This is a genomic window from Betaproteobacteria bacterium (assembly GCA_016720855.1).
GTDB lineage: Bacteria > Pseudomonadota > Gammaproteobacteria > Burkholderiales > Usitatibacteraceae > FEB-7.
The window spans coordinates 756914-782838 of the sequence record JADKJU010000002.1; the positions used below are offsets into that span (position 1 = coordinate 756914).

Sequence of the window (25925 nt, forward strand, 5' to 3'; positions counted from 1 at the left end):
CCCCATTTCCCCGCAAATCGGGGAATGGGGTCTCTCCCCTTTTTCTACTTCAGAAGGGTGCGCCGGATGAACTCCACCGTCGCCTGGAACTGGAAATCCAGGTTGGACTTCTTCCGGAACCCGTGGCCCTCGTCGTTCGCCAGGAGGTACCACGCCGGCGTGCCGTTCTTCTTCAGCGCCTCCACGATCTGCGCGGATTCCGTCCAGGGAACGCGCGGATCGTTCCTGCCGTGCACGATGAGCAGGGGCTTCGTGATCTTCGTGGCGTGGTTCAGCGGCGTGATCGACTTCATGAACTCGCGCATCGACGGGTCGCGCTCGTCGCCGTACTCGACGCGGCGCAGGTCGCGCCGGTAGGATTCGGTCCGCTCGAGGAAGGTGGCGAAGTTGGATATGCCGAAGGAGCTCACCGATCCCGCGATGCGGTCGGCATAGCGCACGGACGCCGCCAGCGACATGTAGCCGCCGTAGCTGCCGCCCATGATCATCACCCGGTTCGCGTCGAGTCCCGGCTGCGTGTCGATCCAGTCGAGGAGCGTGCCCAGGTCCTTCACGGAATCCTCGCGCAGCTTCCCGTTGTCGAGCGTGAGGAAGGTCTTCCCGAATCCCGATGAGCCGCGCACATTGGGGTAGATGACGGCGATGCCCAGCTCGTTCACGAGGTAGTTGTTGCGGCCGATGAAGCCCGCGCGTGCCTGCGACGCGGGCCCGCCATGCACGATGACGACGACCGGCCGCACGCCTTCGAATTGCGCCGGCGGATGGTAGTAGAGCCCGGTGATCTCGCGCTCGTCGAAGCTCGTCCAGCGGATGATGCGCGGCTCGGAGAACGCGGTCGCGTTGAGGGACGGGCTGTTGCCGTTGGTCCACCGCGTGACCCGGTGCTCATTCACATCGTAGGAAAAGACATCGCCCGGCGACCGGGACGACGCATGCGTGAAGGCGATCTCGCTCCCGTCGCGGCGCCACCGCAGGCCCGAGATCACACCGGATACGAGGGCGGGGCGGGGCGTCTCCTTCAGCGTGCCGATGTCCAGGAAGCGCAGCACGTGCGCGCCCGCCTCGTTGGTCACGAACGCAAGGCGCCGGGCCGCCGCCGACAGGGCGATGTCCTCGACGTCGAACTTGAGGTTGGCCGCCAGCGCCTTCTCGCGCCCCGTCGCCAGGTTGATCCACGCGACGTGCCGGAACTCGGCGCCGCGGTCGCTGATCGCAAAGAGGCCCTTGCCGTCGGGCGCAAAATGCGGGTCCGCGTAGTACACGGGCTCGCCCTTCGTGGCCGGCGTCAGCCTGCGCCGCTTGCCCGTGGCGACGTCCATCAGCCACACGTGCGATTCCTCGGCGGACACGTACTCGATGTAGGCGAGGCGCCGGTCGTCGGACGAGAAGCGGAAGGACGTCCAGCCCCCCCCGGGGAGCACCGCCAGCACGCGGGACTTGTCGGGAGCGAGCGGATCGGCCAGGGTCACCGTCGTCTTCACCTCGCGCGAGGCGTTGTGGCGGTCGATGGGCACCGTCGTGAACACGATGCGATCGCCCTTGTGGTTCCACTCGGGCGCGCTCGCCCTTTCTCCCGCCGGGCTCACCGGGAAGGCCGCCTTCGTGGCGGGGTCGTAGCGGTGGATGCGATAGACCTCGTCGCCGCCGCTGCCGCTCGTGTAGAGCAGCCACGCGCCGGCCCGGGGCTCATAGCGGCCGCCGGAGACCGCCTCGGGGAAGTCCGTCAGGGCCTCGGGTGCAATTCCCGGTTCGGTGACGCGATGGATCTGGGTCGTGTTGCCGAGCCGCTGCGTCACCAGGATCTCGCGCCGGGCCGGATGCCAGCCGAGCATGCCGCTGGGCTTGAATTCGGAATAGGGCGCGGTTTTCGCCGCGATCGCGGCCGGGATGGGCGGCAGTCCATCGAGGACGAGGCTGGAGGGCGGGGTGAGGACTTCGCCCTGCGCCTGCGCGGCGAGGGCGGTCGCGGCGAGCAGGGCGGCGGCGAGGCGCAGGCGCGCAACCCTCATCTTGCGATCACTTGGCCCCGGTGGCCACGGGCCGCGAGGGATCGGCGCACCACTCGCTCCACGAGCCGGGATAGAGCCGGGAGCCGGTGAGCCCCGCGAGTTCCATCGCGAAGAGGTTGTGGCAGGCGGTGACGCCGGAGCCGCAGTTGTGCACGACGGTCGAGGGCGGCACATCGCCGAGCTCCTCGAGGAACTCGGCGCGCAGTTCCTCGGCCGACAGGAACCGGCCGCCGTAGCCGAGGTTGTGCTGCCAGAAGCGGTTGATCGCCCCGGGGATGTGGCCCGCCACCGGGTCGAGCGTTTCGTTCTCGCCCAGGAACCGGGTGGCCGCGCGCGCGTCCACGAGGACCATGCCGGCGCCCTGCAGTCCCTTCGCCACGGCGCTCGCGTCCACCAGGGCGCCCGGCGCCGGAACGGGTTCGAAGCGGCCCTCGCGCGGCGCAGGCACGGCCGCGTCCAGGGGACGGCCCTCGCGCTTCCAGGCGGCGAAGGCGCCATCGAGCAGCGCCACGCGGTCGTGCCCCAGCCAGCGCAGCATCCACCACAGGCGCACCGCGAAGCTGCCACCGCCGTCGTCGTAGATCACGACCTGCCGGCCGGGCGCCACGCCGCAGCGGTTCATGCGCAAGGCGAACGCCTCGATCGCGGGCAGCGGGTGGCGGCCGTTCCTGCCCGTCCTGGCCCCGGCGAGGTCCTCGTCCAGGTGCATGAAGTACGCCCCCGGGATATGCGCCTCCTTCCAGGCGTCGCGGCCCTTTTCCGTATTCGCGAGATCGAAGCGGGTGTCGAAGACGATCCATTCGGGATCGTCCAGGTGCGCCGCGAGGGTTTGCGTCGAGACGAGCAGTTCAGCTTTCAAATCCGGCCTCCTCCACTTGTTCCTTCTTTTCGACGCGAAGGGCGATGAGGCCGCTCGCGACGATGACCACGATGCCCGCCAAGCCCATCGGAGCGAGCCTGTCGTCCCAGATCGTCACCATGAACAGGGTGGAGAACACGATCGTCGAATACGACAGCGACCCCACCACCAGCGTGTTCCCCGTCCGGTAGGCGCGCGTCATGGCCAGTTGCGCGGCCGTGCCCGTGACGCCGATCCCGGCCAGCATCCACGCATTGTCCCAGCGCACGGGGTGGAAGGTCGAGAAGGCGAGCTGCCAGGCCGCGCATCCCACGGTGCCGAGGGAGGCGAACCAGAAGAGGATCCGCCATTCCGGCTCGCCCTGCTGGCTCAGGTTCCTCACGCCGAGGTAGGCCCACGAGGCGAGGAGCCCCGAGAAGAGCCCCACCATGGCCGCGCCCTCCCTCCCTGCGGCGAACGTGGGCTGCAGGAGCATCGCCACGCCCACGAAGCCCAGGATGATGGCCACGAGGAGCCAGCGCGAGAACTTCTCGCGCATGACGACGGTGGTGGCCACGGCCAGGAAAAGGGGCGAGGTGTAGTTGAGCGTGGTGGCGGTGGCGAGCGGCAGGTTCGAGATGCCATAGAAGTAGGCGATGATCCCGAAGGTGCCCGCCAGGCTGCGCAGCAGGTGCGTTCCCATGTGCGGGTTCCATACCCGCTCGCGTTTCGCCACGACATAGCCTGCGATGAAGACAAACGCCACCAGCGAGCGGTAGAAGCCGAGCTCGATCGCCTCGAAGTGTGCGCCGCCGAGCTTCACGAAAAGGGCCATGGCGGCGAAGAAGAAGCCCGCCACGAGCATCCAGGAGGAGGTCATCCGGGGGGTGCAGGGGGTGGGCACCCCGAGGGCGCCCGAAGCGGGGAATTATACGGGCCCGGCCGGGAATACGGCGGGCGGTGCGGCGGCAGCCGGCCCCGATCGGCTGTCCCGGGCGGCGATAATAAATTCCGGCGATGATAATAAATTTCGCTATAATTTGCAGGGATGTAAATTATTGTTCATTCTCCGGCTTCGGCGGCCGCCCCGCCTTCCCGGCAAACCCATGACGAAATCGCCCCGCAATCCCGCGATGGCCCAGCGCATCGCACGCGTGCTGCCTGCGCTGACCCGTTCGCACCGGAGGATCGCCGACTACGTGCTGGCGCATCCGCTGCAGGCAGCCACGATGCCCATCGACGAGCTGGCCTCCACGGTCGGGGTCTCGGTGGCCACCGCGAATCGCTTCGCAAGGGCCCTCGAATTCGAGGGCTACTCCCAGTTCCGGGCGGCGCTGGTGCTGGGCTTCGAGTCCACGCTCGCTCCGGTTGAGCGGCTGCGCAGCAAGGTCGAGCGTCCCGCCTCGGTCTGCGACGTGTTCGCGGCCGCCCTCGCGGAAGCGGGAAACAACATCGACCTTACGCAGCGGTCCCTCGATGCCGGCAGCTGCGAGCAGGCGGTGAACGCGATCCTCGGCGCGAAGCGCATCTACATCGTGGGGTTCGGCAGCAGTGCCTGGCTGGGCGGGCTGCTGCAACGCTACCTGGACCGATATCACGACAACGTCCAGCTGCTGGCAAGCGTCGAAGGGTCCTCCCATGGCGCGCGCATCCTGACACGCCTCACCCCCGCCGACCTGCTGATCGCCATCGCGTATCCCCGCTATTTTTCCGACACCGTCCTGCTGGCGCGGCGCGCGCGCGAAGCCGGGGTGCCCATCCTCGCCCTCACCGATCGCGTGGCCTCCCCGCTGGCTCCGCTGGCGACGATCGCGCTCTACGCCCACACCGACAGCCAGTACTTCGCCAACTCCGAGGCCAGCGTGCTGGCCCTCATAGAAGCGCTGGCCAGCGCCGTGTCGCACCACCGCAAGGGCTCGGTCCTGGCAGCCGCGCAGCTCGCCGAGTCGGTGCTACCCTGGCTCCACGGCAAGCATGCGAGCCGCCCCTCGACACCGCCGCGGAGCCCTTCAACCGCGCCCCGGGCCACCCTGGTGCGTTCGAAATCACGAAAGGCCAGACGTTGAACGCAACCCGCCCTGTGCCGGTCATCGCCATCCATGGCGGAGCCGGCGTACTGAACCGCGCCAGCATCTCCCCCGACCGGGAGGCGGCGTACCACGCGGCCTTGAACGACATCCTCGCCGCCTCGCAGCACCTGCTCGCCGACGGCGCAGCCGCGCTCGACGCGGTGAGCCTGGCCGTGGACATGCTGGAGGACTGCCCGCTTTTCAACGCCGGCGTCGGCGCCGTGTTCACGAGCGCCGAAACCCACGAACTGGACGCGGCGATCATGGACGGCGCAACCCTGCGCGCCGGTGCCGTGGCCTGCGTGAGCCGCATCCGCCGCCCGCTGCGGGCCGCGCGCGCGGTGATGGAGCGCAGCGAGCATGTGCTGATGGTGGGCGCGGGGGCGGAAGCCTTCGCCGCATCGCTCGGTTTCGAGATGGTTTCGCCCGACTACTTCTCGACCGAGGCCCGTCGCGAGCAACTGCATCGCGCCATCGCGGCGGGGACGACCGCATTGGACCATGACGCAGAGGCCGCCACCTTCCCCAGCTTCGGTGGGGCCGCGCCCCTGGACGAGTCGCGAAAGCTCGGCACGGTCGGTGCCGTGGCCCTGGACGTAAACGGGAACCTTGCTGCCGCCACCTCCACGGGCGGGGTGACCAACAAGCGCCCGGGCCGGGTCGGCGACTGCCCCGTGATCGGCGCGGGGACCTATGCCGACAACCGCACGGCGGCGATCTCCTGCACGGGCGCCGGGGAGATGTTCATCCGCGTCGCGGCGGCGCACGACATCTGCGCTCGCATGGCCTACAAGGGGCAGTCCCTCGACGAGGCCGCCCGCGAGGTGGTGCTGAAGATCCTGCCGCCGATCCACGGTCGCGGCGGCCTGGTCGCCGTCGATGCGCGCGGCAACGTGAGCATGCCCTTCAACACCGAAGGCATGTATCGTGGTCACGCCCGCGTGGGCGAGGCGCCGAAGACGGCCATCTTCCGCTGATCGCCACCCTGCCAACCGCAAACGACCCGGCGCCCCGCCCATGAATGCCGTCGTAGCCGACCCCATCAAGACCAGCGTCCTGCCCGAGGCCCGGGTCGTGCAGGTCGATGGCCTGTCGGTGCGTTTCGCCACTTCCGAGCGCATCGTGGATGCCGTGCGCGGAGTCTCCTTCCACGTCGATCGCCAGGAAACGCTCGCGATCGTCGGGGAGTCCGGATCGGGCAAGTCGGTGACCGCGCTGGCGCTGATGCGGCTGGTGGAACACGGCGGCGGCCGCATCATCGGCGGCCAGATGACGTTCCGCCGCCGCCGCGGCGAAGTGCTGGAGCTGTCCGGCGCGCGCGAGTCGACGATGCGCAGCATCCGCGGCGCCGACATCGCGATGATCTTCCAGGAGCCCATGACCTCGCTCAACCCGGTATTCACCGCCGGGGACCAGATCGCCGAGTCGATCCGCGAGCACCAGGGCAAGGAGGCCGGCGCCGCCCGTGCCGAGGCCCTGCGCATGCTGGAGCTGGTTCGCATCCCCGAGGCGAGGAACGTCCTGGACCGCTATCCGCACCAGCTCTCCGGCGGCATGCGCCAGCGGGTGATGATCGCCATGGCGCTCTCGTGCAAGCCATCGCTGCTGATCGCCGACGAGCCGACGACGGCCCTCGACGTGACCATCCAGGCGCAGATCCTGCAGCTGATACGCTCGCTGCAGGAAGAGATGCACATGGGCGTGATCTTCATCACGCACGACATGGGCGTGGTGGCCGAGGTGGCCGATCGCGTGCTGGTGATGTACCGCGGGGACAAGGTCGAGGAGGGCGCCTCCGAGGAGGTGTTCGCGCGGCCGCGGCATCCCTACACGCGCGCCCTGCTCTCCGCGGTGCCGCGCCTGGGGGCGATGCAGGGCAGCGACCTGCCGCGCAAGTTCGAACTGCTGCGCCCAGACGAGGCGGGCGCCCCCGCGCCCGAGCCGCCCTGCCCGCAGGACACCGTGCGTGCCGGGGCCGCCCCCATCCTGCGGGTGCAGGACCTGGTGACCCGCTTCGACGTGCGCAGCGGCCTGCTGGGGCGCGTCCGGCGCCGCGTGCATGCGGTGGAGCGAGTGAGCTTCGACCTGCGGCCCGGAGAGACGCTGGCCCTCGTCGGCGAATCCGGCTGCGGCAAGTCCACCACGGGGCGCTCCCTGCTGCGCCTCGTCGACAGCCAATCGGGCGTCATCGAGTTCGGCGGGCAGAACATCCGCGAACTGCCGACGGACACGCTGCAGGGCCTGCGCCGCAACATCCAGTTCATCTTCCAGGACCCGTACGCCTCGCTGGACCCGCGCCTCACCGTGGGCTTCTCCATCATGGAGCCGTTGCTGGTGCACCGGATCTCCAGCGGCGCCGAGGCGAAGGCGCGCGTGGACTGGCTGCTCGAGAAGGTGGGACTTCCCGCCGAGTGCGCCCAGCGCTATCCGCACGAGTTCTCCGGCGGGCAGCGCCAGCGCATCGCCATCGCCCGCGCCCTGGCCCTGAACCCCAAGGTCGTGGTGGCCGACGAGTCGGTGTCGGCGCTGGACGTGTCCATCCAGGCGCAGATCGTGAACCTGATGATGGACCTGCAGCGCGAGCTCGGGGTCGCCTACCTGTTCATCTCGCACGACATGGCCGTGGTCGAGCGCGTGAGCCACCGTGTGGCCGTGATGTTCCTGGGCCAGATCGTCGAGATCGGTCCGCGCCGCGCCGTCTTCGAGGACCCGCGTCACCCCTATACCCGCAAGCTCATGGAGGCCGTGCCCGTCGCCGATCCCACGCGCCGGCGCCGCCACCGCGAGCTCCTGTCGGACGAGATTCCCAGCCCCATCCGCAGCGTCGGCGACGAGCCCGTCGTTGCCCCGCTCGTGGAAGTCGCCCCCGGCCACTTCGTCGCCGAGCACCGCATCGCCGGCGTCTATTGACCCTTTTCCCCGCCCCCCAGAAGGAGCCCCGCCATGAAGAGACAGACACCCACCTCCCGCTGCCGCGCCACGGCAGCCGGCATCCTGACCCTGATCGCCCTTGCGGCGCAGCCGTCCTTCGCCTCGACCGACGTGGTGCTGGCCATCGGCGGGCAGCCCGACTCGCTGGATCCGTACAACACCAACACCACGCTTACGCAGGCCCTGCTCAAGAACTTCTACCAGGGGCTCTTCGGCTTCGACAAGGACCTGAAGATCCAGAATGTGCTCGCGGAAAGCTATACCGTCTCGAAGGACGGGCTCACCTACGACTTCAAGCTGCGCCCGGGCGTGAAGTTCCACGACGGCTCGCCGTTCAATGCCGAGGCGGTCAAGGCGACCCTCGATCGCGCGGCGAACCCCGAGAACAAGCTCGCGCGCCACACGCAGTTCAACCGCGTTGCCAAGGTCGAGGCGACCGCGCCCCTCGCGGTGCGCGTCACCCTGAAGGAGCCGTTCGCGCCGTTCATCAACTCGCTGGCGCACCCCTCCGCGGGGATGATCTCCGCCGAGGCGCTGAAGAAGTACGGCAACAAGGACATCGCCTTCAACCCGGTGGGGACGGGCCCGTTCGTGTTCGTCGAGTGGAAGCAGACGGACTTCGTGAAGATGAAGAAGTTCGACGGCTACTGGAGGAAGGGATATCCCAAGGTCGACAACGTCACCTGGAAGCCGGTGCTGGAGAACAACACGCGCGCCGCGATGCTGCAGACGGGCGAGGCGGACTTCGCCTTCCCGCTGCCCTACGAGCAGGCCGCCGACCTGCGGAAGAACGCGAAGCTGAACGTCACGGTGGGCCCGTCGATCATCACGCGCTACGTGAGCTTCAACATGCTGCACAAGCCCTTCGACGACCTGCGCGTGCGCCAGGCGATCAACTACGCCATCAACAAGGAAGCGATCGCCAAGGTGGCCTTCGGCGGGTTCGCCTTTCCGGCCGAAGGCGTGGTGCCGCAGGGCGTGCGCTATGCGCACAAGATGGCGCCCTGGCCCCATGATCCGAAGAAGGCGCGCGAGCTGCTGAAGGAGGCGGGCTATCCCAACGGCTTCGAGTCCGTCCTGTGGAGCGCGTACACGACGACCACCGCCCAGAAGGCCATCCAGGTCCTGCAGCAGCAGCTCGCGCAGGTCGGCATCAAGGTTTCCGTGCAGGCCCTGGAGCCCGGGCAGCGCACGGAGTGGGTGCAGGCGGCGCCGGACCCGAAGACCGCCCGGGTGCGCATGTACTACGCCGGCTGGTCCTCCTCGACGGGCGAGGCCGATTGGGCGCTGCGCCCGCTGCTCGCCACGGAATCCTGGCCGCCGAAGAGCAACAACACGGCGTATTACAGCAGCCCGATCGTCGATGGCGCCATCGCGGCCGCGCTCAAGTCCGTTGACGAGAACGAGAAGACGGCCCTCTACAGCAAGGCCCAGGAGCAGATCATGAAGGACCTGCCGTGGGCGCCCCTGGTGACGGAGCAGAGCATCTACGCCACCAGCAAGCGGATCAGCGGAATCCACGCCATGCCGGACGGCAACATCAACATGGACGAGATCGCCGTCGTCAAGTAAACGTCCGAACGAAGCCCTGCGCGCGCCTGCCCCGGCCGGCGCGCGCAATCCAACCTCCCCCTGCCATGTTCAACTACTTCATCAAGCGGCTCATGGGACTCACGCCGACGCTGCTCATCGTCGCCGTGCTGGTTTTCCTGTTCGTCCACATGCTGCCGGGCGACCCGGCGCTGCTGGCCGCCGGGCAGGATGCGGACCAGGCGACGGTCGAGCTGGTGCGCCAGGACCTGGGCCTCGACAAGCCGCTGCCGGAGCAGTTCGCCGCCTTCTTCGTGAACATGGTCAAGGGCGACCTGGGCAGGTCGCTGCGCACACGCCGCCCGGTGGCCACCGAGATCTCGGAGCGCTTCCTGGCGACCTTCACGCTCACGCTGTCGAGCATGGCGTGGGCGGTGACCTTCGGCATGTCGATCGGCGTGGCCTCGGCGGTCTTCCGCAACCGATGGCCCGACCGCGGCGGCATGACGCTCGCCGTCTCCGGCATCTCGTTTCCGTCTTTCGCCCTCGGCATGCTGCTGATGCAGGTCTTCTCGGTGAAGCTGGGCTGGCTGCCCACCGTCGGCGCCGACACCTGGAAGCACTACATCCTGCCGTCGCTCACGCTGGGCGCCGCCGTGGCCGCCGTGATGGCGCGATTCACGCGGGCGTCGCTCGTCGAGGTGATCCAGGAGGATTACGTCCGCACGGCGCGCGCCAAGGGCCTGCGCGAGAGGGTCGTCATCCTGCGGCACGCGCTGCGCAATGCCCTCATTCCCGTGGTCACGATGATGGGCCTGCAGTTCGGTTTCCTGCTGGGCGGCTCGATCGTCGTCGAGTCCGTCTTCAACTGGCCGGGGCTGGGGCGGCTGCTCGTGGATTCCGTGAACAGCCGCGACTACCCGGTCATCCAGGCGCTGGTGCTGCTCTTCTCGCTGGAATTCATCCTCATCAACCTGGCCGTGGACCTGGTCTACGGGCTCATCAATCCCACCATCCGCTACAGGTGAGGCGACGATGACTGCGACCGCGGGCAACGACACTGTCACGACGACCGCCATCGCGGCGTCCACGGCCGTGCGCACGCCGTGGAGCGAGTTCTGGCGCAAGTTCAAGAAGCAGCCCGTGGCGATGGGAGCGCTCGCCTTCGTGGTGCTGCTCGTGCTGCTCGCGGTCTTCGCGCCGCTCATCGCCCCGTACGACGCCGAGAACTTCTTCGACTACGACCGCCTCAATTCGCCTCCATCGGCCGCGCACTGGCTCGGCGTGGACCCGCTCGGGCGAGACATCCTCAGCCGCATCCTGATGGGGTCGCGCATCTCGCTGGCGGCCGGCTTCTTCTCGGTGGTGCTGGGCGGGCTCGCAGGCACGACGCTCGGGCTGCTCGCCGGCTACTACGAGGGCTGGTGGGACCGCATCGTCATGCGCATCTCGGACGTTCTCTTCGCCTTCCCCGGCATCCTGCTCGCGCTGGGCGTGGTGGCGATCCTGGGCAGCAGCATGGTGAACGTGGTGGTGGCGGTGTCGGTGTTCAGCGTGCCCGCCTTCGCGCGCCTCGTGCGCGGCAACACGCTCGCCCTCAAGCACATGACCTACGTCGAGGCAGCGCGAAGCATCGGCGCCTCCAACTGGACCATCGTCGTGCGCCACATCCTGCCGGGCACGATCTCCTCGATCGTCGTGTACTTCACCATGCGGCTGGGCACCTCCATCATCACCGCGGCGAGCCTGTCGTTCCTGGGGATGGGCGCGCAGCCGCCCACGCCCGAGTGGGGCGCCATGCTCAACGAGGCGCGCGCCGACATGGTCAACGCCCCGCACGTGGCCCTCTTCCCCAGCCTCGCGATCTTCCTCACGGTGCTGGCCTTCAACCTCCTGGGCGACGGCCTGCGCGATGCCCTCGACCCGAAGATCGACCGCCAGTAGGGCTGCCCGGCCATGATCGCCCGCGAGCGCCTTCCGCGGATCGGCATCCTGCCCTCGGGCGGACGCGATGCCATCACCGACGTGGCCGGCGTGACCGTGGGCCACTGCACCCTCGACGAGGGCGAGGTGCAGACGGGCGTTACGGTGATCCGGCCCCACGCCGGAGACCCGTTTCGCGACCGCGTGCCCGCCGCCGTCTCCGTGATCAACGGATTCGGCAAGAGCGTGGGGCTGATGCAGGTCGAGGAGCTGGGCGTTCTGGAAACCCCGATCGCGCTGACCAACACCTTTTCCGTCGCGGCGGTGGCGCAGGCCCAGATCCGCCACTGCATCGCGGCCAACCCCGGCAGCGGACGGAACCTGCCCACGGTGAATCCGCTCGTGTTCGAGTGCAACGACGGCTACCTGAACGACATCCAGCGCATGGCGGTCACGGCAGGCCACTACGACCGCGCGTGCGAGGGGGCGGGCATCGAGGTGGAGGAGGGCTCGGTCGGCGCCGGCCGCGGCATGTCGTGCTTCGGCGTGAAGGGCGGCATCGGGACGGCCTCGCGGCGCGTGGCGACGCGCGGCGGCGGCGAGTTCACCGTCGGCACGCTCGTGCTGGCCAATTACGGCAGGACCGGGCAACTGGTGATGGCGGGACGCGCGATCGGAGACCGGCTTGCGGCATTGCTGGCCGGAAAAACCGCGCCGCCGCGCGAAGGGCCCGAGAAGGGCTCCATCATCATGCTCGTCGCCACCGATGCACCGCTCGACGCAAGACAGCTCAGGCGGCTCGCGCTGCGCGCCGGCGCGGGACTGGCGCGCACGGGCTCGGTGTTCGGCCACGGCAGCGGCGACATCGCACTGGCCTTTTCCACCGCCTGCACCGTTCCGCAGGAAGCCGACAGGCCCATGCCCGCCCGGGCAATGCTTCACGACACCCTGCTGGACCTCTTGTTCCAGGCCGCGGCCGACGGCACCGAGCAGGCCATCGTTCACGCGCTGTGGCGCGCCTGCGCGGTGACCGGGCGCAACGGCCACCATCGGAGCGCCTTGTCCGACCTGCTGGCGGATTGGCCCCCGTTCCCCGAACCGACGACTTCTTCCGCGAGCCTTGCATGAAAATCCTGATCTCCACCGATATCGAAGGCGTGGCCGGCGTCTTCCACCCGGACCAGACGCGCCCCGGGAATCCGGAATACGAACGCGCACGGGTCCTCATGACGCATGAGGCCAACGCCGCCATCGCCGGCGCGTTCGATGCCGGCGCGGCGCAGGTCCTGGTGAACGATTCGCACGGCAACTTCCGCAACATGCCGCCGGACCTGCTCGACGCGCGCGCCCGGGCCGTGCAGGGCAAGCCGCGCTACCTGAGCATGATGGCCGGCGTCGAAGAGGGCGTGGACGCGGTTTGCATGATCGGCTACCACTCGCGGGCGAAGGGACGCGGCATCCTCGCGCACACGATCAACGGCTTCGCCTTCGCGCGCGTGTTCTTCAACGACCGCGAGCTCGGCGAAGCCGGCATCTACGGGGCCCTCGCCGGCGAATACGGCGTGCCCGTGGTGATGGCGAGCGGAGACGACGCCTTCGTCGAGGAGCACCGCCCCCTGTTCCCGCACGCGGTCTTCGTGGAGACCAAGCGCGCGACCGGAAACACCAGCGGGGTGAGCCTGTCGCCCGCGCAAGCCTGCGAGGCCATCCGCGCCGGCGTGGCGGTGGCGCTCGCGCAGGGCAAGGCGGCCAGCCCGTTCGTCATCGCGGGGCCCGTCGCCGTGCGCATCCAGACGCAGACGCCGGCGCTGGCGGACCTCTTCTGCCAATGGCCCGTGCTCAAGCGGACGGGCGGTGACGAGGTCGCGTTCGGCGCCGCCACTGTGGAAGCCGCAGTGCGGATGGTGAACTGCCTTTCGGCCATGTCGGCCATGCTTCGCTAGCCGCGCACGCCCTTTCCGGACTTCTTCGCGGAACCCGCAGGACACGATCATGCCCACTGTCGCATCCGTTCATTGCCCGCACATCGTCGGAATCCTCGGCGGCATGGGTCCCGCGGCGGGCGCCGACTTCCTGCGCCACTTCGTGCACGCCTGCGCCGTCCGCCTGCAGGAACTCGGCATGGCGGTGAACGACCAGGCGTTTCCCGAGCATTGGCTGGCCCAGGTTCCCGTGCCGGACCGGACGCACGCCCTGCTCGCCACGGGCCCGGAACGCAATGCGCCCCTGGAGCCGATGGCCCGCGCAATAGGCCAGCTGGAGACCCTGGGCGTCCGCGCCGTGGCGATTGCCTGCAACACCGCCCATGCGTGGCATGCCGAGCTGCAAGCCGGGTTTCCGGGCATCGAGCTCCTTCACGCACCCCGCGAGGTGGCGGCGCGCCTGAAGGCCGCGGGTCGGCGCGAGGCGGCGCTCATGGCCACGCAGGGCACCTATCTCACCGGGCTCTACGAAACCGCCCTCGCCGAGGCCGGCATCGCGTGCCACCTGCCGACCGAAGAGGAGCGGGCACAGCTGATGCGCGGCATCTACCAGGGCGTGAAGGCCGATGACATCGACGGCGCCCGGATGTGTTTCGTCGAGGTGGGCAGGAGTCTCATCGAGCGCCACGGCGACGTGGCGCTCATCATGGGCTGCACCGAGATCCCGCTGCCGCTGGTGAGCGCACCGCAGGCGAGGGCATGGACGCTCGTCAACTCGACCGATGTGCTGGCTTGCGCGCTGGCCGACCGGGCCTACGCGAATATCGCTGGCGAGTCCCCCTGAACCGCAGCCGGGGGCCGGGCAGCAGCGATCAGGGACCGGATGCCAACAGACCGATCGCCGTCACCAGCATGGCCAGGATCGCCTTCATGAGGGACTCGCCCGCGATAAGCCCCGAAGCGATCGGCACGCTGTAGGAGTCCTGGTTCTTCGGCGCCGCCTTGTTCCAGACCCAGACGACGATCGCGCCGATCGTGAACGCCAGCGCGTTGCTGAAGAACACGATCCAGCCGAGTCCGAGTCCCATGGCCGAAGGCAGCCACGGCCGCGACCTGGGAACGAGCTTTTCGAGCACCGGGATCAGCACGCCGACCAGCGCGCCGATCACGATGGCGTATCTCGCGGACATCGGCAGGCTTTCCAGCCCGCCAGAGAGCACGCGCGCCACCGCGACCCAGGTCTGCGTGGCGGGCAGCGGATATTTCTCGAGGGCCGCCTGGTCGGGAATCATGAGATACCAGGCTGGCACGATCGCGAGCGTGCCGAAGAAGACGCCCACGAACTGCGCCAGGAACTGCTTGCGGGGGTTGGCGCCCAGGAGGTAGCCGCTCTTGAGGTCGGTCAGCAGGTCCGCGGCGGAACTCGCGCTGTTGGCGCCGATGCCGGCCGACATCAGGTTATGGGTGATGCTGGCCTGCAGCCCCACCGCCGCCGGCGGCGAGATCAGCGCGAACAGCAGCTGCATCACCTTGCCCATCGCGCCGATGGGGGTCGTGTCGGTTTCCCCCGTCGCGCGGCAGGCGACCAGCGCCAGGACGAAGGACATCGCGACGGCGATGATGCCCGCCCACCACGAGATCCCGAACGCGACGATCTGGATCGCGACCATCGCCAGCGAGATCGGGACGAGGCCGGCAACCAGCCAGGACGTGGGCACCTCGACCTGCGCCATGGCGATATCGATGTCCGCAGTCGAGCGCGGTGTCGTGCCGCGCCGGAACATCGTGAACGACCGCACGACCGTGTTCCACTGCAAAGCCAGGGAGGTGAGGCTCGCGAAGACCATGACGGCCGTCCCCCCCCAGAGCGCCCACCGCACAGCGTGGAACAGGGCGCCGCCGCCGACCAGCGGGATCGATGCGATGTAGCCGGGCACGCCGGCGCTCTGCGCGTCGATCGCCTGCAGCCACGGCGCGATCACGAAATGCAGCGCCGCCGAGGCGGCGAGCATCGACAGCGAGACCCTCATGCCGACGATCATGCCCGCGCCGATGAGCAGCACGCTGGGTTCGAACGCGAAGCCCACGACCGGCTTGCCCGCGATCGACATGAAGCCGTGTTCGGGAATCTGCTCCGGCAGGTGGACGTCGAAGAGATGGCTGCGCATCCACTCGAAGAACCGGCCGAGCGCCGCAAACTGGTCCTCGGCGGTGTTGAGCACGCCCACCACGGCGCCGGCGACCAGCGCGGCGACCAGCGCGTAGGCTCTCCTGAGGGCTTCGGTGCCACGACTGTAGAGGCTGCGCAGGGTCGTGGCCGCGGCAATTCCCGAGGGGAACGCAAGCTGCTCCTGGTTGATCATCTGCCGCTTCAGCGGAATGGCCATGAACACGCCCATGAGGCCCGTGACGAGCGTGAACGAGGCGACGATCAGCCACGGCTGGTGCCGATGGGCTGGGTCGAGGATCAGCAAGGCGCCGAAGGCGGTCGCGATGGTCGAGCCGGTCGAGTAGCCGGCGGCCGACGCCGTGGACTGCATGCAGTTGTTCTCCAGGATCGACATCTGCGTGAGGCGGCCGGCCGACGCGCCGCGGAAGACATTCCAGACCACGAACGACATCACGCAGGACGTGATCGCCACCCCGAAGGACCAGCCGACCTTCATCGTCGTGTAGAGGTTGGATATCGACATCAGCATGCCGAGCACCGAGCCCATCGCCACCGCGCGGAACGTGAGCTGGGGCATGCGATCGCCCTGGTAAACGTTGCTGTACCAGTACCGGTCCTTTTCCTCCGGCGTCGCATCCGCGGGCAGGGGTGCAACCTCGGGCGCCAAACCGGTCGAGTCCCCGGTGGTCCTGCCGGCCGGCTGCTGGGCGGATTCGCTGGGCATCGTCTTCCTCCGTGGGAGAGCTTTCGCAGGCTATCCGGGCCGGATCGCCCGGCAAACAACAGCGTCTCGTCGCGCGGGGAGCCTGCGCCCGATCAAACGCGTCGGGATCCGGTGACGAAGTACATGTCGATCTGGCCTTTGCCCTTGGCGTCCACCTTGCCGCGGTACTCGCAATCGAACTCTTCCCGAATCAGATCGTAGGTGTAGGCCGAGATATTGACCCGGCCAATCTCGCCAGCGCTTTCCATGCGGGACGCGATATTGACGGTATCCCCCCAGATGTCGTAGGCATATTTTCGCTTGCCGACGACACCTGCCACCACCGGACCGGAATGCACGCCAATTCGAACTGACCACTTGAAGGCGGCTGTCCGGTTTCTGTTCTCGAGATAATCGATCATGCGCAGTCCCACGCGTACGCAGCGTTTTGCATGATCGGAACAAGCCTTTGGCAATCCGGCTGCGGCCATATAGGCGTCGCCGATGGTCTTGATCTTTTCAACGCCATACTCGTCCGTGATGCTGTCGAACGCCGCAAATATCTCATTGAGCTCGCCGACCATCCGGTCAGCCGGCATGGCGGAGACAGCCTGCGTGAAACCGCCGAAGTCGGTGAACAGGATGGTCACGGACTCATGCCGGGCCGGACGGGCGCTGCCTGTGGCAGACAGTTCGTCCGCGATTTCGACTGGAAGGATATTGTGCAGCAACTCCTTGGTACGAATCTGCTCGTGCTGAAGCTCCAGGGTGCGCCGAGAGACCTTTTCTTCCAGTTCGCGCTCCGATCGCTGCAGGCCTTCAATAAGGGCGGACTGCGACTCGAGCAACTCGCGTGCCTTGCGCTCGTTATCGACGGATAGACGCACCACGACGGGATAGAGCGCGGCGCCGCAGAGCAAGGATGCCAGGCAGACCATGAGTGCCGCCGACAGGGAGCTGGCGGAAATCTGCTCCTTCTGCCATTGTGGAACGACGCGGATTCCCTCGAAATAGCCGGTGATCGGCCCGGTGGTGTCGGTTGGCGATTTGCGCAAGGGGATGAAGATGCGCACGATCCAGCGCTTGCCTGGAAGTTCAAAACTGGCGTACGACGCAGCGGTGTAGGTCGGGGTGTCATGATGGGGCAGAGCCGATTCGACCGCGGCGCCATTGCTGGTCATCGCTTCGGCCAGCTTGCGCCCCTGGCTGTCGTAGAGTTCGGCGATGTCAAACAGGCCGCCGGAAATGGATTGGGCTGCGAGCGTGGCACGTTGGGTGGCCTCCTCGCCGGTGAGATCGGTCGCGTTGAAGTGATCGATCAAGCTGCGTGATTCTTCGGTGGCCAGGGCGATGATCGCTTCCTCTGCCCCTTCGCGCGCAATGAGCCATGAAACAGGGCTGGCAATCGAAGCCAGAAGAATGCTGACGGCAGCGATTCGTATCGCGGCGCGCTTCCGGAAGGGGTTCATCGCATGGGGTCGTTGTTATGGGGCCGAGTGCGCTCGAAAGATGCAATTGCGCATGCCACGTGTCTGGTGAATCGAGATCGGAAGCCGAAGCGCGAGTTTGACAGCAGAATGCATCTGCAAGCAATGGAGGCAAAGGAATCGATTGCCGGCGGCTGATCTGACAATGCATGCGCCCACGGATGCCCCGGCGCCATGGGGTTCTCTTTCCGGTTGAAGGGAGAACCACTTTGCCCCGAGCATCGGCGGCGGCGCTCGTGACGAGGCAGGCAGCGGGGTGGAGCGACGGCGATCGAGCACCGGTGCCCACCGCCAAGCCCCGACCCGAAGCAGAGGCGGCGACTAGCTCTTGAACGCCTGCGCCACGCGAAGCACGAAGCCCGCCGAATGCTCGCCGTCGAGCCAGCGGGCAACGACCACCGCATCGTTTTCCGGATCGATCCACGTCATGTGGCCGCCCGCGCCGAGCATGAACCAGCTCGTGCGCGAGGCATCGGCGAACAGGCGTGCGTCGCGATTGAGCCAGGCAAGCCAGCCGTAGAAGGGTGCCACCGCGCAGGGTGCGTGCATGCGCTGCACCCACTCGCGCGCAAGGACCTGACGGCCCTCGTGCGCGCCGCCGTGCAGCAGCAGCTGGGCGATACGCGCCTGGTCGCGCGCGCTGATCCTCACGCCGCCGCCCCAATGCGTGCCGCCGGGTACCGACTGTAATCGCTGCCCGTCGATCTCGACCCGGGCATCGTCGTAGCCCTCCCAGCGGAAATCGCGGCCGCCGCCGATCGGCTGCAACACGCTTTCGAGGAACACCTCCGGCAGCGGCCGCCTGAAGAGGTGGAGCAGCGCCAACGAGAGCTGGTTGATGCGCACGTCGTTGTATTCCCAGTAGCTGCCCGGCTCGCGCAGCGGGCGCAGCTCGCCCTTCCTGCCTGCGGGTGGCTTGGGGTCGTGAGACACGCGCCGGTAATGCTCCACCTGGTCGGGCATGCCGAAGCATTCGCCCTGCCATTCGCTGGTCTGCGTGAGCAGGTGCTCCCACGTGATCACGCGGTTGTGCGCTGAATCGAAGCCGATGCCCGGCAGACGCTCGCTCACGCACTCGCCCGGTTCGAGCAGCCCGCGCGCATGCGCGATGCCCGCGAGCAGCGCGAGGTAAGTCTTCGCGACGCTGAAAGTCTGGTCCGCCGAATCGGGTTCGCCCCAGGCGGCGACTTCCTCATCGCGCACGCGGACGACGCCGGAGACGCCACCGCGCGGATGCACCGGCCCGCGCAGGCGGTTGAATGGCTCCGGGTCATCGTGGTGGACGCCCCAATGCGCGGGGTCGGCTGCCGGATCACGCGGCCACGGGATCTCGTGCGACTGTGCAAAGGCGATTGCTTCGTTGAACGGCATCACGAGGCCGACTTGCGATCCTGTCGGGCCTTGTCGAGCGCCCTCCGGCGATCGGAAAGGCGGGCGTAGTCCACCCAGGAGCCCCACAGGCCCATGGCGCCCAGCAGGACCGATCCCCAGAAGGACATCTCGGCGGGAAGAATGACGTTGTAATGCCAGAGCGCGAGGGTGACACCGCTTCCCACGGCGATCCATGGCGGCCCCTCGGAAAAGACACCGCCACTGTTTTCCCCCATGGCGAGCACCACCAGCCAGGCGGTCGCCAGGTTCGCCATGATGACCACTATCGCGATCAGGCCTGCGTAGGAGGGAATGGAGGAGTCTGTCATTTTCCGGGCTTTCGCGATGCGTGATCGACTCGTCGGTCTGGCGCCATTCAACCAGTATGACCGGCCTTCGGTGGCACCGCGTGATTTATAGCTGCCGCCGGGGAGGAAAGCAACACGCCGGGCATCGTGCCCGGGAATGACTGTCCCTTTCGCGCCTGCAGGAGCCCGCTACTTCCCGGGATCGACAACCACCTTGTCGAGGACCTTGAGCCAGAAGGCAAGTTCCTCGCGGTATTCCCCGGCGGAAATCGGCGTGCCCTTCTCGACGGGGATGTACACGGAGATGTGCCAGTACAGCGAGGCCGACCGTGCCTCGAGGTTGCAGCTGCCGGTATTGAGCACGGTCGCTTCCCGGTCGCAGAGCGCGCCCTTGACGAAGGTGAACCCCGGCGGCAGCAGGTCCCTCGCCTCCGGAAGCAGGAAGCGCCAGTCGGTTTCGACTTCCTCGAATGTCGATGTCCGGGGCGGCGCATTCCGGAAATTCACGATCAGTTGCGATCCGTGGGGAGCATCGGGCGCGATGGATTCGCGTTCCTGAACGAACTTCGGCAGGGACCCGGAATAGACCTTGCCCTCGGCGCTGCGGCTGAACACGAAGGTGCCTGCGTCCTCGCAAACCATCGGGCGGCTGTCCAGGTCGCATCTGAGCATGTGCGGCGTGCTTGCCAGCCTCTCGCTGATGCATACGAAAGTCAGTTCGGCCTTGCCGAACTTCGTGCTCGCGTGCTCCGTCCGGTCGGCCGGGCACTTGATGGCCGCGAGTTCCGGCGCCAGGGGAGCCTGGCGATGGCAGGCGGCCAGTGTCAAGGCAAGCACGATCGGCACGACACAACGGGTGGCAGGCATGGCCAGCCAGGTCGAGGCGCCCGGCAGTTCAGTGCAAATCGGGAATGGCATGTCCTGGCTCCCGGGAGGTTATCGTCGCCCGCGCGCCTTCGCCTTGTGAAGCGAGCCCAACGACCGCGCACTCTTCCCCGCGTAGCGCGGCGGGGGTGTGGTTGCCGCGGTGCCGCCGGCGCGCTCGAGGGCGGCGCGGATCAGGAACTCCGACCGATCCTCGCCGCGGGCCTTGGCGACCCGGTCTATCAGCGCGAGGGCCGAGCGCTTCGCGGTGATGTTCACCCGCACGGTTTCGTCGGCCATGAAATCGAGGTTCACCTCGACCAGCGCGAATACGCCATCGGCAAAATCGGGGTCGCGTGCCCACCGGTCCAGTGGCGAGGGTACGGGCGCGTTCGCTTCGCCGTGGAGGTAGGTCTCGACCGCCTCCTGGACGTTGCGCAGGGCCTCGTCGAGCGTGTCGCCGGCGGTGACGCAGCCGGGAAGGTCGGGGACCGTGACGCCATAGGCGCTTCGGGGTTGCTTGTGGACGACGACCGGAAAAAGCATGTTTCTCAACTCCATCCCGCTTGTCTGAAGATTGCCCGAAGCGTTCCCGCGGGAAGGTCCTTGCCGGGTGCGGGACGACCACGATGCCACCGCGAATCGGATGCTTCAGCTACACGTGGCTGCCCTTCTGGTGGGTCCGAATCCACCCCTCGCGCCGAAGCCTTCGAAGAATGTCGGTGCTCGAGGCAGTGTGTATCATACACACTGGGGACGGACCGCGGAAGCGTTCGCTTCCATCGACCTGCCTGGATTGCCTGTCCCATCGCCCCGGCCGGCGTCGAAAGCCCGACGCAGGTCCTGCGCCACCTTCCCGCCCTGCAGCACGATCACGCGGCCCGCCGAAGCGATCGTTTCCGGCCGGTGCGCGATGAGGATGCGCGTGAGGTTGAGCCCCCGGATCGCCTCGTTCACCTGGCGCTCGCGCTGCACGTCGAGGGCGCTGGTGGCCTCGTCCAGGAACAGGATGCACGGCTGCTTGTAGAGGGCGCGCGCGAGGAGGATGCGCTGGCGCTGCCCGCCCGACAGGGCCGCCCCCATGTCGCCGATGAGGGTGTGGTAGCCCATCGGCATCGCCGCGATGTCGTCGTGCACGGCGGCCAGGCGCGTGCAGCGCTCGATCGCCTCCTGGCTGGGGTCGGGGTCGAAGAAGCTCACGTTGTCCGCGATCGATCCGGCAAACAGCGGATCGTCCTGCATCACCGTCCCGACGAGGCGGCGGTAGGGATCCACGCCCAGTTTCTGGATGTCCATGCCGCCCACCAGCACCTGTCCGTCGGTCGGGGCCAGGAGTCCGAGCATCAATTTCGCCAGCGTGGTCTTGCCGCAACCCGAAGGGCCCACGATCGCAACCGATTCTCCCGGCTCGATCCGGAACGAGCAGCCGTGCAGCACGAAGGGCTCGGTGTCGGAGTACCGGAAGGAGAGATTCGTCACCTCGATGGACGCCTCTTCGACGCGAGGCACGGGAGTCGGCGCCTCCTCCTCGGCCGCCGTGAGCACGATGTCGGCGAGGCGCTCGCCCTGCAACTGCAGCATCTTCAACTCGATCAGCTTGTCGATGAGACCCGCCACGCGGGCCGAAAACTGTTCCTTGTAGGCCATGAACGCGAAGAGCATCCCGATGGAGAACGCGGAATCGAGAACGAGGGTCGCGCCCACCCACACCACGACAATCCGCTCGGCGCCGAAGACCAGGCCGTTGGCGGAGCGGAAGCCGAGCGAGAGCTTCTGCACGGCAAGGTCCCGGTTGGTGGTGTCGACCACGAGGTTGAGGTAACGGGAGCGCCGCTCCCCCTGCCGCCCGAAGAGCTTGATCGACTGCACGCCGCGCACGGTCTCGAGGAAATGACTCTGCTGACGCGCGGCATGGACGATGTGCTCCTCGGTTGCGCGGCGCAGGGGCGCGTAGAACGCGGCGCGCGAAATCGCATAGGCGGCCACCGCAACGCTCGCGATGGCCGTAAGCCGGCCGCTGTACACCAGCATCATCGCGACGGTGGCCACGGCCATCAGGCCGTCGATGAGTGCCTCGACGAAGCTCGACGTAAGGGTCCGCTGGATCGTCGTCACCGCGCCGAATCGGGACACCACGTCGCCCAGGTGCCGCTTCTCGAACCACGCGACCGGAAGCTTCAGCAGGTGCGAGAAGACGTTCGCCAGCCACTGCAGGTTGAGCGTCGTCCCGAGGTAGAGCACGACCCAGGATCGAAGGCCGGCCACCGCCACCTGGATCGCTGCCAGCAGGAGAAAGCCCAGGCCCAGGACGGCGAGCAGGTCGCGGTCGGCCGAAACCACGGCCCCATCGACGACCCACTGCATGTAGAAGGGCGCCAGGATCGCGAACGACTGGAGCACGAGCGCGAGCAGGAGCACCTGCACGAGCGAGCGGGAGAGCCCCGTGACCGGCCCCGTGAGGTCGCGCAGGCGCACCCGGCGGCGCTCGTCGGCCGGACGAAACTCGACCGTGGGAACGAGTTCGAGGGCGATGCCCGTGAAGTGCTTCGAGACTTCGGCCATCGACAGGCGGCGCACGCCGAAGGCGGGATCGTGGATGACCGCCTCGCGCGCCGTCGCCGACTTGAGCACGACGAAGTGGTTGAGGTCCCAGTGCAGGATGCAGGGGGTCTTCAGTTGCCGGATCTCGTCCAGCTCCAGTCGCAGGGGCCGGGGCGCGAGGTGAAGCCTGCCGGCCACCTGCATCAGGTAGGCAAGCGTGGCGCCCTTGAGCGAAAGCGTGAAGCGCCGGCGCAGCCCCGCCAGGTCGATGCGGTGCCCGTGGAAGCTGGCGACCATCCCGAGGCTCGCCAGGCCGCACTCGGCCGCCTCCGTCTGCAGGTACACAGGCAGGCGCGCTCCGCCGCCGAATTCCACACCCGCCAGCGAGACCACTTCAACTCCTTTCGGAAAGGCTGAACAGGGGCTCGAACACCCACTCGATGAGCCGGCGCCTGTCGAGCAGCACGTCCGCCTCCACCTGCATGCCGGCCTGCAGGAGTTCGGCGCGGCCGTAGGCGGCGACCGTTTGCGTACCGAGTGCCACCTTGACGCGATAGACGGGTTCGCGCGAGCCGTCGGGCGGCGTGAAACCCAGCTCCGCGGGCGCGATGGCGCTTCGTGACACCGACAGCACGCGGGCGCGGTGAATGCCGAACTTCTGGTACGGGAATGCGGGGTAGCGCAGCAGCACCTCCTGGCCCGCGCGAATGAACCCGACGGCTCGTGACGGGGCGAACAGGTGCGCTTCCAGCGGCGAGCCTTCCGGGAGCAGCGTCAGGAGGTTCGTGCCGCTTGCGACGAGCTGGCCGGGTTCGACGAGCAGGGCCGCCACGGTCCCCGCCGCCGGCGCGGTCACCACCGCATCGGCCAGGGCACGCCGCTCGACCTGTTCCTGGGCCAGGGCGGCGAGCTGTGCGTCGAGCGCGGCAAGCTGGGCGCGCGACCGCGATTCCGATTCGGTGACGGCCAGGCGAAGGCCGGCGATCTCGCGCGCCATGGCCATTCGCGTGCGGGCCGCCGCGTGCCGCCGGGAGCGATGCTCGAGCGAGTCCTCCTCCTTCTGCTGCCGCTGTGCCGGCGACGCGAACCCCCGGCGCTCGAGCTCGTCGTGGCGCTGCAGCGATCGCAGCGCCAGCGCCTCGCGGGCAAGGAGCGCCTCAAGCTCGCCATCGAGCTGGGACGCCTCGGCCTCGAGGCCGGCGATGCGGCCCCGCAGTCCCTCGCGCTCGCTCAGGCTGGCGGCCAGGATGTCGTTGCGCTGCCGTCGCGTGGTCGCGATTCGCTGCTCCGCCAGGACGATCGTGGCCGCGCCGACCGGACCGTCGTCGCGGGTGACGCGCGCGTCCACAAGTTGCAGCAGCGCTTCACCGGCCGCAACCCGTTCGCCTTCCCTTACGCGGCGCTCGCGCACGAGCCCGGACTGCGGCGCCACCACCCTGATCGTGCCCGAGGATGGAACGAGGATTCCTGCAAGGGGCGCCTTCTTCGCGTAATCGGCGAGGACCAGGTACGAGAGGATGGCTGCGGCGATGGCGACGGCGGTGGTGGTGAGCACCCCGAATGAAAGCGGGCGAATCAGGACGATGGTCCCCAGCGCTGCGTGGGCCTGCTCGGCGCGGACTTCCTCCCGGAATGCGGGAAATCTCACGGACACGTACGTGACTTGAGGCTACCGGCCGTCTGCGTTTCTCACGTCCGTGCGCGACATCCAGAGATAGGCCGGAAGGGCGACAACGACGAACGCGAGGCAAGCAACCGAAATGGCCCAACTGGAAAGACGGGCTGGATCGGCGACTGGTGGCGTGAGGATGACCTGCCCCATGAGGGGCCACGACACCAGGACGTTGAACGCGGCGTGGACCAGGATGCTTGCGCGGAGCGTCCCCGTGCGCCGCAGCACGCAGATGTAGACAACCGAACCCAGGAAGGACGATGCGATGAAATTGGGATGGCAAATGCTGAAGAGAGCCGACGTGAGCAGGAGCGACGGAATCCAGCCCCATTGCCGTTCCCACGCGCGGTAGATGAATCCGCGAAAGACCAGTTCCTCGATGATGGGCCCAACGACCCAGGAGAAGACGAGCATCCGGATCAGGCCGAGAGGTGACAGCGCCCAGTCCCGTGCCTTGACCGGATCGACGTGGTTGAGATCGAACGCGAGCCTTCCGGGCTCTCCAATCGAGAATGCCCAAAGGACCATGGCACCGATGACTGCAAACGGAATGGCGACCTTTGCCGCCGGGACGAGGACCAGCTCTCGCCCCGCTCCTCGCGGGAGCGCGCGTGCCAACTCGCCGGTGCAGAACCTGCGCAACGGACCAACGGCCACCAGGAGCAATGCCCCTGCCCCGCATGCGATGGCTTGTCCGAGAAAATCAAACGACTCGCGCGGCCAGGAAAGTCTCGCGACAGCGAACGAGGCGGCCAGCATCGAGAAGAACTCGACCGCGAGTACCAGGAAGGCGATTCGAAAGCCGGTGGCCATCGGTATGGAAGACCTTGCAAGGAAGGGCTGCGATCGCGCAGCCCTTTGGGTTTGTCGAGCGTTCAGGCGGTTCCGCTTCCCCCGGCGATGCGCTCGATCACATGCGACGTGAAGTCGACGAGATTTTCGTACGCCGACTTGAAGGATTCGGTGAGCGTCAGGTACTCCTCGGCGGTGCAGAAATTGACGCCCCCCGCCACCTCCTCCACCTGCGTCGTGTCAAGTTCGTTCTTGTCGAGGGTCTTCGAAACATCGGATTTGTTCATGGCTGTCTCCTTAGGGTTGGTCGTGTGCTTCACTTCACGGGCATGAAAGGCTGCGGGTCGATCGGACTGGGCAGCGGTTCGGGAAACGGCCCCACGGGATTTTGTGGGTATTCGACGGGACAGGGAAACTGCGGGAAACCGTCTCCGTCGGGCGAGTAACCGCCCGAGACTTCAGGAACATCCGTCTGCAGGATGTCTTTCATGGTGCTCTCCTTGGAATGTGGTCGCGGGAACGACGACGCCGCGCACGGCGACCGGACAGGCGCGGCGCTCGGGTCAATCGGACGCGGCCCTGGGGTGCCCGTCGGCCGCGAGGTCGGCGAATTCCATGGGATCGCGAAGCGGTTCCGCGGGCGCGCGGTACAGCACTTCGTCGAGCGCTGCGCCGGGCGGCTGGCCGCCGGCAATGGCGAGGACTTCGCGTTCGCTCAACTCTTTCATGGGCTCCTCCCGGGTCTGCCAGCCAGCGCCGGAGCGCGACTGGATTGGAGCCCATGCTGGAGGCGCG

Annotated in this window: 23 protein-coding genes and 1 pseudogene; 9 read left to right on the top strand and 15 right to left on the bottom strand. The window is 67.7% G+C overall.

From position 1 onward, the window contains the following. Positions 1-44 precede the first annotated feature (44 nt). Genes IPP91_10730 through IPP91_10740 form a run of 3 tightly spaced genes read right to left on the bottom strand, consistent with a single transcriptional unit; the run spans position 45 to position 3727 of the window. Positions 45-2009, bottom strand: coding sequence for a S9 family peptidase (locus IPP91_10730; protein MBL0142546.1), 1965 nt, complete (start codon positions 2007-2009; stop codon positions 45-47). 7 nt (positions 2010-2016) lie between these two features. Next, a complete protein-coding gene (locus tag IPP91_10735; GenBank protein MBL0142547.1) occupies positions 2017-2868 on the bottom strand; it encodes a sulfurtransferase in 852 nt (283 codons plus the stop codon). Then, positions 2858-3727, bottom strand: coding sequence for a DMT family transporter (locus IPP91_10740; GenBank protein ID MBL0142548.1), 870 nt, complete (start codon positions 3725-3727; stop codon positions 2858-2860). Before IPP91_10740 ends, IPP91_10735 begins: the two co-directional genes overlap by 11 nt. Before the next feature lie 226 nt (positions 3728-3953). Between IPP91_10740 and IPP91_10745 the strand changes: the two genes are divergently transcribed. The 9 genes from IPP91_10745 to IPP91_10785 all read left to right on the top strand — a co-directional run bounded on the left by IPP91_10745 (position 3954) and on the right by IPP91_10785 (position 14066). Next, positions 3954-4913 (top strand): MurR/RpiR family transcriptional regulator, encoded by a 960-nt coding sequence (locus IPP91_10745; protein ID MBL0142549.1) that lies wholly within the window; start codon positions 3954-3956, stop codon positions 4911-4913. Continuing rightward, positions 4910-5893, top strand: coding sequence for an isoaspartyl peptidase/L-asparaginase (locus IPP91_10750; GenBank protein ID MBL0142550.1), 984 nt, complete (start codon positions 4910-4912; stop codon positions 5891-5893). Before IPP91_10745 ends, IPP91_10750 begins: the two co-directional genes overlap by 4 nt. Before the next feature lie 40 nt (positions 5894-5933). Beyond that, on the top strand, positions 5934-7826 hold the full coding sequence (locus IPP91_10755) for a dipeptide ABC transporter ATP-binding protein (GenBank protein ID MBL0142551.1): 1893 nt from the start codon (positions 5934-5936) through the stop codon (positions 7824-7826). A gap of 33 nt (positions 7827-7859) precedes the next feature. Further along, positions 7860-9419 carry a glutathione ABC transporter substrate-binding protein GsiB gene (gene gsiB, locus IPP91_10760; protein ID MBL0142552.1) on the top strand — a complete coding sequence of 520 codons (1560 nt, stop codon included), beginning with the start codon at positions 7860-7862 and terminating at the stop codon, positions 9417-9419. Between the two features lie 65 nt (positions 9420-9484). Further along, on the top strand, positions 9485-10405 hold the full coding sequence (gsiC, locus tag IPP91_10765; GenBank protein ID MBL0142553.1) for a glutathione ABC transporter permease GsiC: 921 nt from the start codon (positions 9485-9487) through the stop codon (positions 10403-10405). A 7-nt stretch (positions 10406-10412) separates the two neighbouring features. Beyond that, positions 10413-11321 (top strand): glutathione ABC transporter permease GsiD, encoded by a 909-nt coding sequence (gene gsiD, locus IPP91_10770; GenBank protein MBL0142554.1) that lies wholly within the window; start codon positions 10413-10415, stop codon positions 11319-11321. Between the two features lie 12 nt (positions 11322-11333). Then, on the top strand, positions 11334-12428 hold the full coding sequence (locus IPP91_10775) for a P1 family peptidase (GenBank protein MBL0142555.1): 1095 nt from the start codon (positions 11334-11336) through the stop codon (positions 12426-12428). Further along, positions 12425-13243 carry a M55 family metallopeptidase gene (locus tag IPP91_10780; GenBank protein MBL0142556.1) on the top strand — a complete coding sequence of 273 codons (819 nt, stop codon included), beginning with the start codon at positions 12425-12427 and terminating at the stop codon, positions 13241-13243. Before IPP91_10775 ends, IPP91_10780 begins: the two co-directional genes overlap by 4 nt. A 49-nt stretch (positions 13244-13292) precedes the next feature. Next, complete coding sequence (locus IPP91_10785; protein MBL0142557.1) at positions 13293-14066, top strand: aspartate/glutamate racemase family protein; 774 nt, start codon at positions 13293-13295, stop codon at positions 14064-14066. Positions 14067-14094: 28 nt separating this feature from the next. Here the strand turns inward: IPP91_10785 and IPP91_10790 are convergent, their stop codons facing one another. The 12 genes and pseudogenes from IPP91_10790 to IPP91_10845 all read right to left on the bottom strand — a co-directional run bounded on the left by IPP91_10790 (position 14095) and on the right by IPP91_10845 (position 25858). Then, positions 14095-16116, bottom strand: coding sequence for an OPT/YSL family transporter (locus tag IPP91_10790; protein ID MBL0142558.1), 2022 nt, complete (start codon positions 16114-16116; stop codon positions 14095-14097). 92 nt (positions 16117-16208) lie between these two features. Further along, the gene (locus IPP91_10795; protein ID MBL0142559.1) at positions 16209-17564 is read right to left on the bottom strand and encodes a hypothetical protein; all 1356 of its coding nucleotides are present in this window, start codon (positions 17562-17564) and stop codon (positions 16209-16211) included. 339 nt (positions 17565-17903) lie between these two features. Further along, a complete protein-coding gene (locus IPP91_10800) occupies positions 17904-18953 on the bottom strand; it encodes a serine hydrolase (GenBank protein ID MBL0142560.1) in 1050 nt (349 codons plus the stop codon). Continuing rightward, complete coding sequence (locus IPP91_10805; protein MBL0142561.1) at positions 18953-19282, bottom strand: hypothetical protein; 330 nt, start codon at positions 19280-19282, stop codon at positions 18953-18955. Before IPP91_10805 ends, IPP91_10800 begins: the two co-directional genes overlap by 1 nt. Before the next feature lie 168 nt (positions 19283-19450). Further along, entirely contained in the window at positions 19451-20179 is a 729-nt protein-coding gene (locus IPP91_10810) for a hypothetical protein (protein MBL0142562.1), read from the bottom strand. 18 nt (positions 20180-20197) lie between these two features. Then, a complete protein-coding gene (locus tag IPP91_10815) occupies positions 20198-20671 on the bottom strand; it encodes a type II toxin-antitoxin system HicB family antitoxin (protein ID MBL0142563.1) in 474 nt (157 codons plus the stop codon). Between the two features lie 195 nt (positions 20672-20866). Continuing rightward, positions 20867-23041 (bottom strand): annotated as a pseudogene (locus IPP91_10820) (peptidase domain-containing ABC transporter). Between the two features lie 19 nt (positions 23042-23060). Next, the gene (locus tag IPP91_10825) at positions 23061-24314 is read right to left on the bottom strand and encodes an HlyD family efflux transporter periplasmic adaptor subunit (protein MBL0142564.1); all 1254 of its coding nucleotides are present in this window, start codon (positions 24312-24314) and stop codon (positions 23061-23063) included. A gap of 21 nt (positions 24315-24335) precedes the next feature. Then, positions 24336-25151: a CPBP family intramembrane metalloprotease gene (locus tag IPP91_10830; GenBank protein MBL0142565.1), complete on the bottom strand. Its 816-nt coding sequence runs from the start codon at positions 25149-25151 to the stop codon at positions 24336-24338. 62 nt (positions 25152-25213) lie between these two features. After that, positions 25214-25417, bottom strand: coding sequence for a hypothetical protein (locus tag IPP91_10835; protein MBL0142566.1), 204 nt, complete (start codon positions 25415-25417; stop codon positions 25214-25216). 29 nt (positions 25418-25446) lie between these two features. Further along, the gene (locus tag IPP91_10840; protein MBL0142567.1) at positions 25447-25620 is read right to left on the bottom strand and encodes a hypothetical protein; all 174 of its coding nucleotides are present in this window, start codon (positions 25618-25620) and stop codon (positions 25447-25449) included. Positions 25621-25693: 73 nt separating this feature from the next. Then, positions 25694-25858 (bottom strand): hypothetical protein, encoded by a 165-nt coding sequence (locus IPP91_10845; protein ID MBL0142568.1) that lies wholly within the window; start codon positions 25856-25858, stop codon positions 25694-25696. Between the last annotated feature and the right edge of the window lie 67 nt (positions 25859-25925).

Bases quoted from the DNA above. Each gene is read 5' to 3' on its own strand.
- IPP91_10730 (MBL0142546.1), bottom strand. From the start codon at position 2,009: ATGAGGGTTGCGCGCCTGCGCCTCGCCGCCGCCCTGCTCGCCGCGACC.
- IPP91_10740 (MBL0142548.1), bottom strand. From the start codon at position 3,727: ATGACCTCCTCCTGGATGCTCGTGGCGGGCTTCTTCTTCGCCGCCATG.
- IPP91_10745 (MBL0142549.1), top strand. From the start codon at position 3,954: ATGACGAAATCGCCCCGCAATCCCGCGATGGCCCAGCGCATCGCACGC.
- IPP91_10755 (MBL0142551.1), top strand. From the start codon at position 5,934: ATGAATGCCGTCGTAGCCGACCCCATCAAGACCAGCGTCCTGCCCGAG.
- gsiB (MBL0142552.1), top strand. From the start codon at position 7,860: ATGAAGAGACAGACACCCACCTCCCGCTGCCGCGCCACGGCAGCCGGC.
- gsiC (MBL0142553.1), top strand. From the start codon at position 9,485: ATGTTCAACTACTTCATCAAGCGGCTCATGGGACTCACGCCGACGCTG.
- gsiD (MBL0142554.1), top strand. From the start codon at position 10,413: ATGACTGCGACCGCGGGCAACGACACTGTCACGACGACCGCCATCGCG.
- IPP91_10775 (MBL0142555.1), top strand. From the start codon at position 11,334: ATGATCGCCCGCGAGCGCCTTCCGCGGATCGGCATCCTGCCCTCGGGC.
- IPP91_10780 (MBL0142556.1), top strand. From the start codon at position 12,425: ATGAAAATCCTGATCTCCACCGATATCGAAGGCGTGGCCGGCGTCTTC.
- IPP91_10785 (MBL0142557.1), top strand. From the start codon at position 13,293: ATGCCCACTGTCGCATCCGTTCATTGCCCGCACATCGTCGGAATCCTC.
- IPP91_10790 (MBL0142558.1), bottom strand. From the start codon at position 16,116: ATGCCCAGCGAATCCGCCCAGCAGCCGGCCGGCAGGACCACCGGGGAC.
- IPP91_10795 (MBL0142559.1), bottom strand. From the start codon at position 17,564: ATGAACCCCTTCCGGAAGCGCGCCGCGATACGAATCGCTGCCGTCAGC.
- IPP91_10800 (MBL0142560.1), bottom strand. From the start codon at position 18,953: ATGCCGTTCAACGAAGCAATCGCCTTTGCACAGTCGCACGAGATCCCG.
- IPP91_10805 (MBL0142561.1), bottom strand. From the start codon at position 19,282: ATGACAGACTCCTCCATTCCCTCCTACGCAGGCCTGATCGCGATAGTG.
- IPP91_10810 (MBL0142562.1), bottom strand. From the start codon at position 20,179: ATGCCATTCCCGATTTGCACTGAACTGCCGGGCGCCTCGACCTGGCTG.
- IPP91_10815 (MBL0142563.1), bottom strand. From the start codon at position 20,671: ATGCTTTTTCCGGTCGTCGTCCACAAGCAACCCCGAAGCGCCTATGGC.
- IPP91_10830 (MBL0142565.1), bottom strand. From the start codon at position 25,151: ATGGCCACCGGCTTTCGAATCGCCTTCCTGGTACTCGCGGTCGAGTTC.
- IPP91_10835 (MBL0142566.1), bottom strand. From the start codon at position 25,417: ATGAACAAATCCGATGTTTCGAAGACCCTCGACAAGAACGAACTTGAC.
- IPP91_10840 (MBL0142567.1), bottom strand. From the start codon at position 25,620: ATGAAAGACATCCTGCAGACGGATGTTCCTGAAGTCTCGGGCGGTTAC.
- IPP91_10845 (MBL0142568.1), bottom strand. From the start codon at position 25,858: ATGAAAGAGTTGAGCGAACGCGAAGTCCTCGCCATTGCCGGCGGCCAG.